The sequence below is a fragment of the Dyella sp. SG609 genome (assembly GCF_012275375.1).
Classification (GTDB): domain Bacteria; phylum Pseudomonadota; class Gammaproteobacteria; order Xanthomonadales; family Rhodanobacteraceae; genus Dyella_D; species Dyella_D marensis.
In genome coordinates, this window is sequence record NZ_JAAZQJ010000004.1 from 208254 (window position 1) to 223830 (window position 15577).

A 15577-nucleotide genomic window follows, 5' to 3' on the forward strand; every position below is an offset into this window, starting at 1 on the left:
ACCGAGGACCTGTTGGGTTCCTGGCCTCGGTCGAATCTGGCTATGTCGGCTGAATCGGCGGCCCACGACGAGCACGTGACATCGGTAGCGCGATGATCTGCTACCGATGTCACGCACGGAGAGGTTGATGAGCTACGCCACCGACGACAGGCCGATAAAGGGCTGGAGGTAGTTAAAGAGCCGTCTGCTCATTTAACTACCTCCGGCCATTTTTGGGGACTCATAACTAATTTTCATCCACGGTGAGCGGTATGGGCGGCGACATCTTTGAAAAAGTCGACTCAAGGACGGATCCAGATTGGATCGTTAAAGAGTTCTTCAACTCAATTTATTTCCAAGGTCGTTTCCTTTGGGCTCTTCCGTTGATTTTGGAAAGGAAGGGTTGTGGTGTTAATGAGGATTACTGTTTTTTCCCTGACGATTCCGATCCGAGTCCTGAGTACCACTTCAGTGGAGTGAAGGTTGGGTTGATGGATAGCGAGAAATTGCTAACAGAGGAGGATCTGTCAAAATTTCTTCATGAGGCTTGCGACAAGTATGTGCTCTTACATCCAGAAGATAAGTCGCAGCTAGAAGGGATTATGGAGGAGGCATCTTTAAGGGGGCATTCGATAAGGTCCGATAAAGGGCCGGAGGTAGTTAAAGAGCCGTCTTTTCGTTTAACTACCTCCGGCCCTTTTTTTGGGGATATGGTTCTAACAGTGGTGGCACAGAAGAGGTTTTCGTACACCTGCTATCGAGATGAGCATGATGCATTCATCCTGTCAGTTCTTTGTGGGCGGGCTGGGATGTATGAATTGAACATTCCCCTTTCTGTCGAGGATGCTCAGAGAGCGCAAGCCGACGGTGAGTTCCTGGATGACTTGGCTGAGTCAGTAAGAGCTAACCCGCAAGATTATTCGACAAGGAGCATCGCGCTAAAGCGATGAGGGGATACGGAGGACAATGCCAGTAAGGCCGGTTGTTCTACCGCCCGTTTCTTATCGGATGGTGGACGTATAGAAATGGTGGTCAATAACTTGGGGCATTCGTGTGATCCGCTTCTTTGATCGTGTAGTCGCCGGGACAGGCTGGTTCTTTCTGTGGAACTCTCGTTTCGGCGTGCACGGCAATGTGTCTGATCGAAGCTTGCGGGCGGCATGTTGGACCGCTATGCATCTGGCGATGTCTCTCTATACATTGGCGAGCGTCCTGGCATTCTTGGCTGCCGGGCACGGCTTTATGTCATGGATTGATGACTTGGGACTCTGCGCTGCCGAACGGGATTCTTGCGGCGGCGTAGGAGTTGCTGTCGCAGTGTTTTTTCTTGTCCCGTCTTTTGCAATGTCATTGTACGCAAGGCAGCGATATGCGTCCTTTGTAGGCGATAAGGCGCGAGGCGTAGAATACTTTTTATACTTCCTGACCGGCCTATTTTTCTTCTTCGCTTTTCTTGCAAACTTCTGGCTCGTCACATCTGCTGTGTCGCTTCTTGTCCAGATGTTTCTGTGGGGCTGGTTCTTTCGAAAGGGCCGGGATCTAATGCCTCAGAGCTAGATGATTACCGCTGCACCGAGCACATGCCATGTCGCTGCATCCAACCCCGCAATAGCTTGCGAACCCACGCCCTTCCTTGACAGCCCCGATACCCCTCGATAGAAAATCGACAGCCGGACGCAAGGTCCGGCCTGACCAGGGATCGGGAGTGCGAAGGCAGTGCATCGCCGCCGCACTTCCCGCGAATCATGTCGAACAGATGGGACGTCTGTGGATTCTCAAGGGGAAACCATGCATCGGAGTGGCCCGGCATTGAGGGCGGTTGGTTTGTGGCTCGCGCTTTGCGCGCCGGTACTGACCAGTGCGCAGAACGGCCTGCCGCCAACGCATGCCGTGGCGCAGGACCTCACTTACAACGCGCAGTTTCCGCCGCGTTTCCCGCCGGGTGCCGCCCAGGCCGGGCACTTCGGGAAAGTGCTGCTGCTGGTTCTGGTGCAGGCCGATGGCAGTACCGGTGAGGTCAAAGTGGAACGCAGCAGCGGCTATGCGGATCTCGATGCCAGCGCAGTGAGCGTGGCGAAGCATTGGCGCTTCATACCCGCTGCGAAAGACGGCGTGCCGGTGGCCGGCTGGGCGCGGGTGCCGGTGGACTTTCATGCCAATGCGCCCGCTGCCGCCGGCAGCAGCGCGCAGGCCGGCGGTGGTGATCAGGCGGATCGCTTTGAAGCCAATCGCCTGCTGCTGGCGGCGGTCGCGGGTGACGATGAGGCGAAGCAACGCCTGGACCATACCGATGCCGCCAAGCTGCCCGCGCTGGAGGACGGCAAGCTGTTCGTCCTGTCGAAGCAGCAGCCGGATCAGCGCGCTGCGCTGATCGAGCGCGCGTCGCATGGCGACACGCTTGCTCAATACCTGGTTGGAGCCATTTACGAGACCGGTTATGGGGTCGACAAGGATCCTTCCGCCGCGGTCGACTGGTTCCGCAAGTCCGCCGATGCCGGTAACCCGGTAGGGCAATACAAGCTCGGCCAGCTTTACGAAAGCGGGTGGCATGTTTCGAAAGACCCGAAGCAGGCGTTCGAGCTCTACATGAAGGCGGCCAGGCAGAACATGGCTGCCGCGCAGCATGCGGTCGGGCGGTTCTATGAGCACGGCATCGTGGTCGCGCAGGATTATCAGGAGGCTCTTTCCTGGTACCGGAAGTCCGCGGCTGCGGGCAATCCGAATGCGCAGACGAGCCTCGGCTATTTGTATCAGCAGGGGCTGGGCGTGCCTGCCGACGAGAAGGCCGCTTTCGACTGGTTCCAGCAGGCGGCGCGGCAGGGGCAGCCGGTGGCATCGTTCAATCTGGGCCTGATGTACGTCAAGGGACAGAGTGTGCTGCCAAACCGCCGGGCGGCGATTCCGCTGTTCGAGAAGGCGGCGGAAGCGGGGCTGGCGCCGGCGCAGTACAGCCTTGGGTTGATCTATGAGCAGAATGTCGAGGTTCCCGCCGACTATGCCAAGGCTCTTCAGTGGTTTTCGATCTGCCTGGCCGGCGGCGACCAGCAATGCTCCGATCACCTCGAAACGGCTCACCAGCACGCCACGCCCGCGCAGGTGGCGGAAGGCGAATCGGCGGCGCGCGACTGGCTGGCGCATCACGCCGCGCGTGCTCCGCATTGAAGCTTTTCATAAGGGGCCGAAGGTAGTTGGGATGGCGCGACCGCTTTTCCAAAAGCTGCGCGCATCAAGGGGATTGTGACCGTTGCTACGAAGCCTGACGAACAGATCGGGACGATGTAACTGACGGCGATTTATATGGGCCTGGTCGCCCCGCTCGGCTTGATAGCTATCCCCATGAGCCTGGGCGGCGTCTATCTCTTTGCCGGCGCCACGAGATGCGTCGCCATTGCTGCCGGCGGTATCGCTGGCTTCCTTGTGGCTCTTCATCTGTGAGGTCGTTCAAGGCGGTGCAGGACATGCGTTCCTGCTTCACGTCAACCCTGCAATGCCATCGGATATGTCTGTAAATGGTGCCAATTGGGCACAACGCATGGGTGCCCCTACAGACAACCCAAAATCGATTTGATAGTTTCGCAGGCGTTGCTCGCGGTGTGTTTTCAAGGCGCGTCGCGAGCAGCCATGGCAGCAATTGCTGTGAGAAGCGCGGGTCGCAGGAGGTGCAACTCCTACGACCCGCTGACCATCACCAACTAACCAGGAGTTGATCATGGCTGTGCCAGATCATACGGGATTCGCACGCTCGCCGATCCCCAGGGCGACACACCCACCGGCCATCCGGGCCGTCCGACGACTGCGCGGACGCGGTTGAAGAACCGCGGTTTAAGAGTTTTCGTAGGAAAGAATCCGAGCCGTCTTACCCGGCACGTCGCCTTGCGCGACGGCGAAAACCTCTGACGCCGCAACCCACTTCCTCAATCAAGCCGCCCGGCGCCCCCTCCAGGGGCCGCCGGTAAACCCCGAGCCCGTAAGGTCGGCGGCGCGTCGTGCTGTCTGGCGGCGCGCCGTTTTACGCGGCGGGGCGCGGTGCTTAGCAAGGAGTTGCTTATGGATATGTTTGGCGAACCGTGGATCGTGCGTAACGCTGTTTATTATTCCGACCCGGAAGCGGGGCCGGATGCTTTGTTGAACGATGCGACGGAGTGGTTGCAGTACGCCTATCACTCGATTCGGGTTCTGGCGGATTTGGTGCAAGAGGACCGCGATATCGATACGAAGCGCTTGCCCGTGATGCTGGAGGGGATCGGGGTGTTTATCGATATGGGCGCAAGGTGTGCGGCGCAGGCGCATTTGCGGATGCAGTGGTTGGAGGTGCAGGAGGAGCCGGAAAACCCGAGTTCTCCGCCATAGCGATGGCCATCGTCAACGGCTGGCGTAGGTTGGGGTGAGCCGCAGGCGAACCCCAACGTTGAGGGACGCTTGACATGTTGGGGTTCGCCTGCGGCTCACCCCAACCTACGCCGTGTTACAACCGGGGCGGACAAAATGGCGTGGGAGTGCTTAACTTGCCTCGCATTTCCCAGGGCCACGAATTGCATGCCAGTAATTGACCGTCTCTTCCAGGCCGCCTACCCGGGCGCATCCGAGTCTGTAGCAAAAGGGCAGCTTTCCCGTACCGAAGCCCTGGCTCTCTCCCGCCAATTCATCCAGCACCACCACCCCGACGCCATCGCCGCCTACGGCTTTGGCTCCGCCTTCAGCGATAACTTTCGCCCACACTCGGACCTCGACCTGGTCGTAGTGCTCCCCGAAAGCACGGCGCTGCGCAGCCGCTGCCTGATGTTCGACGGCGTGCCGATCGAGGCCCATATCTTCGGTGCGGACGGGATCGACCCGATTATCCATTTCTCGCGCCGGCACGGGAATGCGACGGTGCTGTTGCCGGTCGCGCATGGCGAGGTGCTGGTGGATTCGCACGGGCAAGCGGAAGAGATCAAGCGCCGCTTTATCGCAGCGTTTGCAGCGGGGCCCGGGGGGGCCGATCCGAAGCTGATCGATACGCTGCGCCACTTCGTCACTACGCAGTTGCTGGATCTCTCCGGCGGGCTGGTGCCGGCGGAGGCCTTGATGGTGGCGACCGGGGTGTATCCGTCATTGCTGCAGTTGCTGTTTTTGTCGAGCCGGACGTGGCGGCATCGGGGGAAGTGGGCGGTGCGGTATGGGGAGGCGATCGTCCAGGAGATGTCGGCGAAGGTTGCGCAGGCTTATGCGAAGGCGGTGGCCGGGGATTTCGAGGAATTCATGGCGTTGGCGGTGGGGATACTCGATCGTGCCGGTGGGCCGCTGTGGGCGGGGCATGAAGAGGAATTGGTTTTGCAGAAGGGGCGGTAAGGGGACGGCGACGCGGCGCCCTGTGTTGCGCCGGTTCGGCCCCATCGTCATCCCGGCGTAGGCCGGGATCCAGTGGCGGCATGGCCAGATTGTCGCGAAGAACTTCAGGGGCAAAAACGTTGGACGCATTCCCCTGGATGCGCCGCCTCGCTACTGGATCCCGGCCTGCGCCGGGATGACGAGTAGGGAGGGCTTTCTTTATGCCTTCTATACGCGCTTCGGTTTAGCGCATACCGCTTCTTTATGCGCGCCGCCGCCACAATGGCGGCATGCATTCCATCCTCGCGCGGACGCCCCGCTCATCGTTGCGCGGCCTGCTTTCCGCCGTGGTCGCCTGCGCACTCGCCACCGTGGCGGCTGGCCTGCTGCTGCGAGTGTTCGACCTCTCCAACGTGGTCGCGCTGTTCCTGTTCACCGTGGTGCTGGTGGCATTGCACTGGGGCAAGCTGGCCGGCGCCGCGGCGGCGCTGGTGGGTGTGCTCAGTTTCGATTTTTTCTTCGTGCCGCCGGTTTATTCCTTCCATGTATCGGATGCGCAATACCTGTTCACCTTCGCGCTCACCGTGGCGGTGGCGTTCGTCACCGGCCGCAGTGCGGAGCTCGCGCGCGAAGCGCGGTTGCGGGTGGAAGGGGAGCGGCTGCGGCATGCCTTGCTGGCTGCGGTTTCGCATGATCTGAAGACGCCGCTCACCGCGATACGTGGCCTGGCCGAGACGCTGGAATCGCCGGATCGAAGGCAAGCCGAGGTGGCGCGTGCCATTCGCCAGCAGGCGGATGCGCTGCATCGGCAGGTGGGCAATCTGCTGGATATGGCGCGGATGCAGGAGCAGGGCGTGCGGCTGCAGCTGGAGTGGCAGGCGATCGGCGAGGTGGTCGAGTGTGCGTTGGCGGCAGTGGTGGGGCTTGGCGAGCGAAAGATTCGTGTTGTTATGCAACCGGCGTTGCCATTGGTGGAGCTGGATGCCTGCCTGTTCGAGCGTGTGCTGATCAACCTGCTGGATAACGCGGCCAAGTACACGCCGTATGACGCGACGATCGAGATTGGCGCTGGCGTGGTGGGCGGGGCGTTAGTCGTGCATGTGCAGGATGACGGCCCCGGCTTGCCACCTGGCATTGCGCCTGAAGCGCTGTTCCAGCCATTCACGCGTGGCGCGCGCGAGTCATCCATCGGTGGCTCGGGGCTGGGTCTGGCGCTATGCAGGCGCATCGTGGAAGCCCACGGTGGTGCGATGCATGCTGTCCCGGGGCTTCCCGCCGGCGCCCGCTTCGAGATACGCCTGCCTTTGCGGTGCCCGCCCTCTATCGAACGGGAACGTGACTGATGAACCGGCCACGCATCCTGATGGTGGAGGACGAGCCGGATATCCGCCGCTTCGTGCGCATGGCCTTGGAGCGCGAAGGGATGGCGGTGTTCGAAGCGGGCAATGTGTGGGATGCCCGGATCGCCGCTGCCACTCGGCAACCGCAAGTCGTCGTTCTCGACCTGGGCCTGCCCGATGGCGACGGCAAGGACTTCATACTCGACCTGCGCGGCTGGTCCAGCGCACCGGTGCTGGTGCTGTCGGCGCGTGAGCATGAGCAGGAGAAGGTGGCGGCGCTGGAAGCCGGCGCCGACGATTATCTGGCGAAGCCATTCGGCGTGGCGGAGCTGATTGCACGCGTGCGTGCACATCTGCGCCGGGCAAGCCTTGTTGCGCAGCATGGAGCGGAGCTGTCGACTGTCCACTTCGGCGAAGTGGCAGTTGATCTCGCCACTTACGAAGTGCAACGCCACGGCACACCAGTCCACCTCACGCCCATCGAATTCCGTCTGCTCGCGGCGCTGATCCGCGGCCATGGCAAGGTGCTCACGTATCGACAGCTGCTGCTGGCCGTATGGGGGCCGGGGTATGCCGACCGGCCCCACTACGTCCGCGTCTACATGAACAACCTGCGCCAGAAGCTGGAACACGATCCGGCACGTCCTTGCCATCTGATTACCGAGCTGCAGGTGGGTTATCGGCTGGCGGGCATCCGGCGCGAAGACACCGTGCCCGCCATGCCTCCGCTAGAACGTCGCCTTGACGCCCGCCACCACGCGTGAACCGTAGATATCGCCGGAGCCATGCGCGCTGGTATCCCAGTAGCGCAGATCGAGCGAAGTGTGGTCGTTGATGGCCCAGGTCAGGCCGAGGTTCCAGGTGTTGTAGGCGAAGCGGCTGGCGCTGCCGTCTTCGTGGACAGTGGCGTGGGCGATGGATTGGCGACCCCAGGCGGCGGAGGCGCGCCAGGTGGCGTCGATGGCGTAGCTGATGTTGGCCTCGCCGTAGGTGGCGCGCCTGGAGATGCCTGGGAAGTTGGGGGAGTGATAGGCGGCCACGCCTAGGGTGACCGGGCCGAAGATGCGCGAGGCCCGCAGATAGGTTTCCGCGTACGACTCGCGCAGGCCGCGGGGCTGGTGGCGGTAGCCGTAGTAGATGTAGCCGAGGTCGAAGTTGATGCCCGCAACGGTAGGGCGCCAGCCGCCGTAGAGATCGATCTCCTGGCTGGTGCGGGTGTCGCCGGAAGGCGAGAAGTCGATGTTCGACGTCCACGCGCCCAGATACCACTGCTTGTCGTAGGTGACGTCGGCGCCGGCGAAGCCGGAGGGGCGCTCGTTGGTCTGGCTGATGCCGCGGAAAACATAATCGGATTGCGCGCCAGCGTTGAAGGTGGCCTGCCATGCGCTGGCATCTTGCGCATGGGTTTGCGTGGCGGCGCCGGCTAGCAGCACGGCCAGCGCGAGAGAAGAAACGTGGTTCATCGTGATCATCCGCAGGAAGCGGTGCGCGAGCGGGCTTGCGCACCGAGTGGAAACTGCTGCGGATGCTAGGAATGGCCGTCTAAAGACGGCGGTGGATTTTGGCGGCGGATATCAAGACCGCATCAAGAATTCTCGCGAGCCGCCCGCCTTTGCTCCCCTCTCCCCTCCGGGGAGAGGGCTGGGGTGAGGGGCCGGGCGGAGTCGTGAGCTGAGGGTCAGGAAAGCCTAAGAGCTTTTTCCTCACTTCGTAGCAAGGCCGTGGCTAGAGCGACCCCTCATCCGGCTGCCGCCACCTTCCTCGCTCCTCAAAACCGCGCACATCCCTGTGCGCTCCCCGCGTGCTCCCCGGAGGGGAGAAGGGGTTCTTTCTATGGGGCTGTCAGCACCACCAGGCGGCGATATTTTCGACGATCGCTTCCAAAGGAGCAGTCGCGCGCACCGACAACACGTGCTGCTCGTTGTGCGGTGATTCCAGATCCCGAAACTGACTCTCGATCAACGTCGCCGGCATGAAATGCCCACGACGATGCGCCACCCGCTCTCGGGCCTCATCCGGCGTCAACTCGAGATACACAAATCCCAGCTCAGGCACCGCCGCCCGCAGCATGTCCCGATAGCGCCGCTTCAACGCCGAGCAAGCCAGCACCACGGTTTCGCCACCGGCCACCGCTTTGGCCAACTCCTCGCCAAGCCGCGCCAACCACCCCGCGCGGTCCGCATCGTCCAGCGGAATGCCCGCACTCATCTTGCGAATATTGCTTTCCGGATGAAACGCGTCGCCCTCGATCATGCGCGCGCCAACACGTTCGCACAGCGCAATGCCCACCGTGGACTTGCCGCAACCGGCCACGCCCATCACCACTACGGCAGGCATCGCCGTCATGGCGATTACTTGAAGAACGTCGAATTAAACATCACCCCAAGCACATGCATCGCCGCCTCGTCCGTCAGCTCCTTCGGGATCGTCTCGTTGAAGAAGCGCATGCCGTCGATCAAGGCCATGGTGCCGAACGCAAGATCCTTCGGCGGAGCGGGTGGCTCCGTGCCCATCATCTTGTAGAACTGCTCGATGATCGAAGCGATATCGTCGCGCTTTTCCAGGCAATAGGCATTGAGGCGCGCGCGGAACTTGGCGTCGCGCAGGGCCAGCACGCGGGCTTCGGCCCACAGGATGAAATTCTTTTCGTCGCGGTAGACCTGCAGGTAGTACTGCGAGATCTGCGCCTGCATGTCCGCGATGGACAGCGGGGCGTCGAGGATCTTCTGCAGATCCTGCTGCACGCACTGATGGTCCTGGCTGAGCAGGGCGATGAACAGCTCGGCCTTGCTCTTGAAGTTGGAATAGAACGCGCCGCGGGTATAGCCGGCGTGCGCGGCGATGTCCTCGACGCTGGCGGCGGCGAAGCCTTTCCTGGCGATCACATGGGCGGCCGCTTCGAGCAGACGCTGGTTGGTCTGGTCGCGGCTTTCTTCGCGGGTCAGTCGTTTACGTGCCATGGGGCGATCCTAGCACGTAGGCCGAAAGTCACCATTTGGATGCTTTCTTGAATTCAAATACAACACTGTATTAGAGTGCGGCGACGTATCAAGGCGCTGGCAGCGGCATGGCCCGGCGCCGGCACCCCCGTCCCCGCCTTACCAGGAGTTGGCTCGTGACCTACCCCCTATCCACAGCGGGCGCCCGCCGCCCCGCGGCGTGGCTGGCTGCCGCCGCGGCGCTGGCCCTGCTGGCCGGCTGCGGCCACAAGGCCCCGGACGCCGAGGCCGCGCGGCCGGTGATCGCGCTGCCGGCGCCTGCCGCCGACGGCGCGCAGACCCTGCGCTTCCCCGGCGAAATCCACGCCCGCTACGAAATGCCGCTGGCCTTCCGCGTACCCGGCCAGCTGATCTCCCGCGAAGCGCGCCTGGGCGACACGGTGAAGAAGGGCGAGGTGCTGGCCCGCCTCGACGATGCCGACGCCGGCAAGAACGAAGCCGCCGCCCGCGCCGCGCTGGACGCGGCCGAACACCGCCTGAGCTTCGCCACCCAGCAGCGCGACCGCGACGAGGCGCAGGCCAAGGAAAACCTGATCAGCCAGCTGCAGCTGGACCAGACGCGCGATGCCTACGCCTCCGCGCTGGCCGCGCAGACGCAAGCCAAGCAGCAGTACGAACTGGCACGCAACCAGAGCCGCTACAACGCGCTGATCGCCGACCGCGACGGCGCCATTACCAGCGAGCACGCCGAAGTGGGCCAGGTGCTGGCGGCGGGGCAGGCGGTGTTCGGGTTTGCGTGGTCCGGCGAGCGCGATGTGTACGTGGACGTGCCGGAAGACCGCGTCGCCAAGATCCAGCCGGGGCAGCCGGCCAAGGTGAGCCTGCTGTCGGTGCAGGGCCAGCCGCTGGCTGCGCACGTGCGCGAGGTGGCGCCGGCGGCCGATCCGCAGACGCGCACCTATCGCGTGAAGCTCGGCCTGGATGCACCGGATCCGCACGTGCGGCTTGGGATGACCGCCGACGTTGCGCTCGCGGGCGATGCGCCCACGGCCAAGGCCGTGCGCCTGCCCGCCACCGCGCTGTTCCACGAAGGCGAGCGCCCCGCGGTCTGGGTGGTGCGCGCCGCGGATGCCACGCTCGAACTGCGCCCGGTCACCGTGCTGCGCTACGGCGAGCGCGACGTGCTGGTCGGCAGCGGCCTGGAAGCCGGCGAGCGCGTGGTGATGCAGGGCGTGCATGCGGTGAGCGCGGGCGAGAAGGTGGCCCCGATGGCGCCGCCGCATGCCGAGGACAGCCCGCTATGACGCAGCCGTCCAGCCAGGAAAGCGGCCACGAAGAAGGCCGCTTCAATCTCTCCGCGTGGGCGCTGCGCCATCAGTCCTTCGTGATCTTCTTGATGGTGATGATCACCGTCTTCGGCATGCTCTCGTACAGCCGGCTGTCGCAGTCGGAGGACCCGCCGTTCACCTTCAAGGTGATGGTGATCCAGAGCTTCTGGCCCGGCGCCGACGCCAAGCAGGTGCAGGACCAGGTTACCGACCGCATCTCGCGCAAGCTGCAGGAAACGCCGTCGATCGATTTCCTGCGCAGCTATTCGCGTCCGGGCGAATCGCTGATCTTCTTCAACATCAAGGATTCCGCGCCGGCTTCCAGCGTGCCCGACACCTGGTACCAGGTGCGCAAGAAGGTGGGCGATATCCGCGCGCAGCTGCCACCGGGCGTGCAGGGGCCGTTCTTCAACGACGAATTCGGCGACGTCTACACCAACATCTACGCGCTGGAAGGCGACGGCTTTACGCCGGCGCAACTGCACGACTACGCGGACCAGCTGCGCGCCGAACTGCTGCGCGTGCCGGGCGTGGGCAAGGTCGATTTCCTCGGCGACCAGAACCAGCGCATCACCATCGAGATGCCGAACGCGCGCCTGTCCAAGCTCGGCATCAGCCCGCAGCAGATTGCCGAGGCGATCAATGCGCAGAACGCGGTGGCTTCGGCCGGCGTGATGAGCACGGCGGACGACCGCGTGTATGTGCGCCCCAGCGGCCAGTTCAACGACATGGCCGCGCTGGAGAACACCTTGCTGCGCGCCGGCGGGCAGACCTTCCGCCTCGGCGATATCGCCACCATCCGCCGCGGCTACGACGACCCGCCCGGCCAGCAGATGCGCTTCATGTCGCAGCAGGTGCTGGGCGTGGGCATCACCATGCAGCCGGGTGGCGACGTGATCCATCTGGGCAAGGCGCTGGACGAAGCCACCGCCAAGTTGCAGCAGCGCCTGCCCGCGGGCTTGAAGCTGGCGGAAGTGACCAGCATGCCGCACGCCGTGGCGCATTCGGTGGACGATTTCCTGGAGTCGGTCGCCGAAGCCGTGGCGATCGTGCTGCTGGTCAACCTGCTCAGCCTGGGCCTGCGCACCGGCATGGTGGTGGTGATCTCGATTCCCTTCGTGCTGGCCGCCACCGCGCTGTGCATGGAGCTGATGGGCATCGGCCTGCACAAGGTTTCGCTGGGCACCCTGGTATTGGCATTGGGCCTGCTGGTGGACGACGCGATCATTGCGGTCGAGATGATGGCGGTGAAGCTGGAGCAGGGTTGGAGCCGGGCGCGTGCCGCCGCTTTTGCCTATACCAGCACCGCGTTCCCGATGCTCACCGGCACGCTGGTGACGGTGTCGGGCTTCCTGCCGATCGCGCTGGCCAAGTCGGGCACGGGCGAGTACACGCGTTCGATCTTCGAGGTATCGGCGATCGCGCTGCTGCTCTCGTGGCTGGCGGCGGTGATCGTGATCCCGCTGCTCGGTTATCACTTCCTGCCGGAGCACCACGCGCGCGTGCAGCCGGGCAGCGAGTGGTGGGCGCGCTTCATGCCAGCGCGCTGGAACGAGGCGCGGCGGGCGAAGGCGAAGACGCGGCCGGAGCATGGCGGCGATATCGAGATCTACGACACCGCCTTCTACCAGCGCTTCCGCCGCACGCTCGATTACTGCCTGAAGCACCGCGTGCTGGTGCTGGTGGTGACGGTGGCGCTGTTCGTGGTGTCGATGGCGGGTTTCGGCCTGGTGCCGAAGCAGTTCTTCCCCAGCTCCGACCGCTCCGAGCTGCTGGTCGACCTGCGCCTGCCCGAAGGCGCCTCGTTCGACGCCACCCTCGTACAGGTCAGGCGCATGGAGCACGTGCTGAAGGACCGCAAGGAGGTGGCGAACTACGTCAGCTTCGTCGGCAGCGGCGCGCCGCGCTTCTACCTGCCGCTGGACCAGCAGCTGGCGCAGCCTAACTTCGCGCAGTTCGTGGTCACGGCGAAAGACGTGGAGAACCGCGAGGCGCTGGCCAAGGTGCTCGACGGCGTGCTGGCCCGCGACTTCAGCGCCGTGCGCACGCGTGTGAGCCGGCTGGAGAACGGCCCGCCGGTGGGCTTCCCGGTGCAGTTCCGCGTCAGCGGCGACGATATCGCCACGGTGCGCGGCATCGCCGAGAAGATTGCCGGCGTGATGCGCGCCGACCCGCGCACGCGCAACGTGCAGTTCGACTGGGACGAGCCGGCGGAGCGCTCGGTGCGCTTCGAGATCGACCAGACCGCGGCGCGCCGCCTGGGCGTGAGTTCGCAGGACGTGGCCGACTTCCTCGCCATGTCGCTGTCCGGCACCACCATCACGCAGTACCGCGAGCGCGACAAGCTGATCGGCGTGGATCTGCGTGCGCCGAAGAATGAGCGCGTGCATCCGGATCAGATCGAGCGGCTGGCCTTGCCCACCCCGGGTGGCGCGGCCATTCCCCTCGCGCAGCTGGGCAAAGTGCATTACGGCCTGGAATACGGCGTGATCTGGGCGCGCGACCGCCAGGCCTCGATCAATGTGCAGTCCGATACGCGCAACGGCGCGCAGGGCCTGGACGTGACCAATGCGATCGATGCCAAGCTGGGCGAGCTGCGCAAGGGCCTGCCGGTGGGCTATCGCATCGAAGTGGGCGGTTCGGTGGAGCAGAACGCCAAGGCGCAGGGTTCGATCAATGACCAGATGCCGCTGATGGTGATCGCGGTGCTCACCTTGCTGATGATCCAGCTGCAGAGCATCGGCCGTACCTTCATGGTGGTGCTCACCGCGCCGTTGGGGCTGATCGGCGTGATCGTGTCGCTGCTGGTGTTCCGCCAGCCGTTCGGCTTCGTGGCGATGCTGGGCACGATCGCCATGTTCGGCATCATCATGCGCAACTCGGTGATCCTGGTGGACCAGATCGAGCAGGATATCCGCGAAGGGCATCCGCGCTGGGAGGCGATCGTCGGCGCCACGGTGCGGCGTTTCCGGCCGATTACCTTGACCGCGGCCGCGGCGGTGCTGGCCCTGATTCCCCTGCTGCGCAGCAACTTCTTCGGGCCGATGGCGACGGCGCTGATGGGCGGCATCACGGTGGCGACCATTCTCACCTTGTTCTATCTGCCGGCGCTGTATGCGGCCTGGTATCGCGTCAAATCGGATGAAGTGTCGAAGGAGGTGCGGCCATGATGCGCATGCATTGGGCACATGTGGCGGCGCTGGGCGTGGTGGTGGCCTTGGCGGGGTGTTCGTTCGCGCCGTCGGCGAAGCCGCCGAAGATGGCTGATCCGGAGCATTACGCGGTGGCGCCGACGCCGGAGTCCACCGCGGAAGCCGGTGGCGTGGCGCAGCGCTTCAGCCTTGGCCAGCGGGCGGTGCCGGAGTGGTGGAAGGCTTACGGATCAGCCAAGCTCGATGCGCTGGTGGACGAAGGGCTGCAGCGCAGTCCTTCGCTGGAAGCAGCGCGGCATACGCTGGAATCGGTACGCCAGCAGTATCGCGCGGTGGTGGGCGATGCGTTGTGGCCATCGCTCGATGCGGGTGGCCAGGCGACGCGCGAGCGTGCGCTGGGGCTGCCGAATGTCGGCAAGCCCACCAATATCTACAACGTGTATGCCGGGCAGCTGCAGCTGAGCTACGACTTCGACCTGTTCGGCGTATCGCGCAATGAAGTGAAGCAGGCGGCGGCGCAGGTGGATGCGCAGTCGTATCAATTCGATGCGGCGCGGCGTGCGCTGGCGGCGAATATCGTGATCTCGGCGGTGACGGCCTCGGCCTTGGCGGAGCAGGTCGAGGCCACGGAGCGGTTGGCGGCCCTGGCGCGCGAGCAGGTAGAGCTGACCGGCAAGGCGTATCGGCTGGGTGCGGCGGCGAACGAGGATCTGCTCGCGGCGCAGCGCAATGCGGCGGCCATCGAAGGCAGCCTGCCGGGTCTGCGTGCGCAGGCCTTGCGCGAGCGCCATGCCCTGGCGGTGTTGCTTGGGCGTACGCCGGATCAGGCGCCGGAGGTGTTTCCGCTGGCGGAGCTGAAATTGCCGGCCGAGGTTCCCGTGTCGGTGCCGTCGGAACTGCTGCAGCAGCGGCCGGATGTATTGGCGGCGGAAGCGGCGGTGCGTGCGGCCTCCGCGGAAGTGGGCGTGGCGACCGGCAATCTGTTTCCGCACCTGTCGCTGTCGGCTTCGCTGGGTTCGGCGGCGTTCGACCGTTCGAAGCTGTTTACCGGGGCCAGCACGATCTGGGGCGCCACGGCTTCGCTGACGCAGCCGATCTTCCATGGCGGCGCGCTGTGGGCGCAGCGTAAGGCGGCTATCGCTTCTTACGATGTGTCGCTGGCGCAGTATCGGCAAACGGTGCTGGGGGCGTTTCAGAACGTGGCCGATACCCTGACGGCGCTGGAGCAGGATGCGCTGGCGTTGCAGGCAGCGCAGAGCGGGTCGGTGTCGGCGAAGCAGTCGTTTGACGATGCGCGTAGTCGGTATCGGCTGGGTTCGGTGTCGTATCCGATGACGCTGGCCGGCGAGCAGCGTTGGCATAATGCGCGTTTGCAGGAGATCCAGGCGACGGCGCAGCGGTTGGTGGATACGGCAGCGTTATTTCAGGCGATGGGCGAGCCTTCGAGCGACACCCTCCATCCCCCTCTCCCCGCCGGGGAGAGGGTTGGGGTGAGGGGCCGGGCGGAGTGATGCGCTGAGGGTCGAGAA

General features: G+C 64.1%; 14 protein-coding genes. 10 read left to right on the plus strand and 4 right to left on the minus strand.

Features of this window, described 5'->3' with window-relative positions:
- The first annotated feature begins 251 nt into the window (after window positions 1-251).
- From cdiI to FHW85_RS09465, 3 genes are all read left to right on the plus strand, one after another.
- Entirely contained in the window at window positions 252-929 is a 678-nt protein-coding gene (gene cdiI / locus FHW85_RS09455; RefSeq protein WP_167252448.1) for a ribonuclease toxin immunity protein CdiI, read from the plus strand.
- 103 nt (window positions 930-1032) lie between these two features.
- Complete coding sequence (locus FHW85_RS09460) at window positions 1033-1536, plus strand: hypothetical protein (RefSeq protein ID WP_168648079.1); 504 nt, start codon at window positions 1033-1035, stop codon at window positions 1534-1536.
- 231 nt (window positions 1537-1767) lie between these two features.
- Window positions 1768-3141: a TonB family protein gene (locus tag FHW85_RS09465; protein WP_168648080.1), complete on the plus strand. Its 1374-nt coding sequence runs from the start codon at window positions 1768-1770 to the stop codon at window positions 3139-3141.
- A 6-nt stretch (window positions 3142-3147) separates the two neighbouring features.
- Here the strand turns inward: FHW85_RS09465 and FHW85_RS09470 are convergent, their stop codons facing one another.
- The gene (locus FHW85_RS09470) at window positions 3148-3408 is read right to left on the minus strand and encodes a hypothetical protein (RefSeq protein WP_168648081.1); all 261 of its coding nucleotides are present in this window, start codon (window positions 3406-3408) and stop codon (window positions 3148-3150) included.
- A gap of 618 nt (window positions 3409-4026) precedes the next feature.
- Between FHW85_RS09470 and FHW85_RS09475 the strand changes: the two genes are divergently transcribed.
- The 4 genes from FHW85_RS09475 (at window position 4027) to FHW85_RS09490 (ending at window position 7393) form a co-directional block, all read left to right on the plus strand.
- Window positions 4027-4329, plus strand: a complete 303-nt coding sequence (locus FHW85_RS09475; protein WP_168648082.1) for a hypothetical protein — start codon at window positions 4027-4029, stop codon at window positions 4327-4329.
- Between the two features lie 186 nt (window positions 4330-4515).
- Window positions 4516-5310 (plus strand): nucleotidyltransferase domain-containing protein, encoded by a 795-nt coding sequence (locus tag FHW85_RS09480; RefSeq protein WP_168648083.1) that lies wholly within the window; start codon window positions 4516-4518, stop codon window positions 5308-5310.
- A 269-nt stretch (window positions 5311-5579) separates the two neighbouring features.
- Complete coding sequence (locus FHW85_RS09485) at window positions 5580-6632, plus strand: ATP-binding protein (protein WP_168648084.1); 1053 nt, start codon at window positions 5580-5582, stop codon at window positions 6630-6632.
- On the plus strand, window positions 6632-7393 hold the full coding sequence (locus FHW85_RS09490) for a response regulator (RefSeq protein WP_168648085.1): 762 nt from the start codon (window positions 6632-6634) through the stop codon (window positions 7391-7393). Before FHW85_RS09485 ends, FHW85_RS09490 begins: the two co-directional genes overlap by 1 nt.
- Here FHW85_RS09490 and FHW85_RS09495 read toward each other — a convergent pair.
- The 3 genes from FHW85_RS09495 to FHW85_RS09505 form a co-directional block, all read right to left on the minus strand.
- Window positions 7358-8092 (minus strand): TorF family putative porin, encoded by a 735-nt coding sequence (locus FHW85_RS09495; protein ID WP_168648086.1) that lies wholly within the window; start codon window positions 8090-8092, stop codon window positions 7358-7360. The two genes, FHW85_RS09490 and FHW85_RS09495, sit on opposite strands and share 36 nt — an antisense overlap.
- A 379-nt stretch (window positions 8093-8471) precedes the next feature.
- Entirely contained in the window at window positions 8472-8975 is a 504-nt protein-coding gene (locus FHW85_RS09500; RefSeq protein WP_168648087.1) for a gluconokinase, read from the minus strand.
- A gap of 5 nt (window positions 8976-8980) precedes the next feature.
- Window positions 8981-9589, minus strand: coding sequence for a TetR/AcrR family transcriptional regulator (locus FHW85_RS09505; protein WP_167252439.1), 609 nt, complete (start codon window positions 9587-9589; stop codon window positions 8981-8983).
- A gap of 155 nt (window positions 9590-9744) precedes the next feature.
- Between FHW85_RS09505 and FHW85_RS09510 the strand changes: the two genes are divergently transcribed.
- Genes FHW85_RS09510 through FHW85_RS09520 form a run of 3 tightly spaced genes read left to right on the plus strand, consistent with a single transcriptional unit; the run spans window position 9745 to window position 15559 of the window.
- A complete protein-coding gene (locus FHW85_RS09510) occupies window positions 9745-10872 on the plus strand; it encodes an efflux RND transporter periplasmic adaptor subunit (protein WP_343203551.1) in 1128 nt (375 codons plus the stop codon).
- Entirely contained in the window at window positions 10869-14066 is a 3198-nt protein-coding gene (locus tag FHW85_RS09515) for an efflux RND transporter permease subunit (protein ID WP_168648088.1), read from the plus strand. The genes FHW85_RS09510 and FHW85_RS09515 overlap by 4 nt, the downstream gene beginning before the upstream one ends.
- Window positions 14063-15559, plus strand: coding sequence for an efflux transporter outer membrane subunit (locus tag FHW85_RS09520; protein WP_246866711.1), 1497 nt, complete (start codon window positions 14063-14065; stop codon window positions 15557-15559). The genes FHW85_RS09515 and FHW85_RS09520 overlap by 4 nt, the downstream gene beginning before the upstream one ends.
- Window positions 15560-15577 lie beyond the last annotated feature (18 nt).

Excerpts from the sequence above, each read along its gene's own strand:
- FHW85_RS09465 (WP_168648080.1), top strand. The coding sequence starts at position 1,768 with ATGCATCGGAGTGGCCCGGCATTGAGGGCGGTTGGTTTGTGGCTCGCG.
- FHW85_RS09500 (WP_168648087.1), bottom strand. The coding sequence starts at position 8,975 with ATGACGGCGATGCCTGCCGTAGTGGTGATGGGCGTGGCCGGTTGCGGC.
- FHW85_RS09480 (WP_168648083.1), top strand. The coding sequence starts at position 4,516 with ATGCCAGTAATTGACCGTCTCTTCCAGGCCGCCTACCCGGGCGCATCC.
- FHW85_RS09485 (WP_168648084.1), top strand. The coding sequence starts at position 5,580 with ATGCATTCCATCCTCGCGCGGACGCCCCGCTCATCGTTGCGCGGCCTG.
- FHW85_RS09470 (WP_168648081.1), bottom strand. The coding sequence starts at position 3,408 with ATGAAGAGCCACAAGGAAGCCAGCGATACCGCCGGCAGCAATGGCGAC.
- cdiI (WP_167252448.1), top strand. The coding sequence starts at position 252 with ATGGGCGGCGACATCTTTGAAAAAGTCGACTCAAGGACGGATCCAGAT.
- FHW85_RS09475 (WP_168648082.1), top strand. The coding sequence starts at position 4,027 with ATGGATATGTTTGGCGAACCGTGGATCGTGCGTAACGCTGTTTATTAT.
- FHW85_RS09495 (WP_168648086.1), bottom strand. The coding sequence starts at position 8,092 with ATGAACCACGTTTCTTCTCTCGCGCTGGCCGTGCTGCTAGCCGGCGCC.
- FHW85_RS09490 (WP_168648085.1), top strand. The coding sequence starts at position 6,632 with ATGAACCGGCCACGCATCCTGATGGTGGAGGACGAGCCGGATATCCGC.
- FHW85_RS09520 (WP_246866711.1), top strand. The coding sequence starts at position 14,063 with ATGATGCGCATGCATTGGGCACATGTGGCGGCGCTGGGCGTGGTGGTG.
- FHW85_RS09515 (WP_168648088.1), top strand. The coding sequence starts at position 10,869 with ATGACGCAGCCGTCCAGCCAGGAAAGCGGCCACGAAGAAGGCCGCTTC.
- FHW85_RS09505 (WP_167252439.1), bottom strand. The coding sequence starts at position 9,589 with ATGGCACGTAAACGACTGACCCGCGAAGAAAGCCGCGACCAGACCAAC.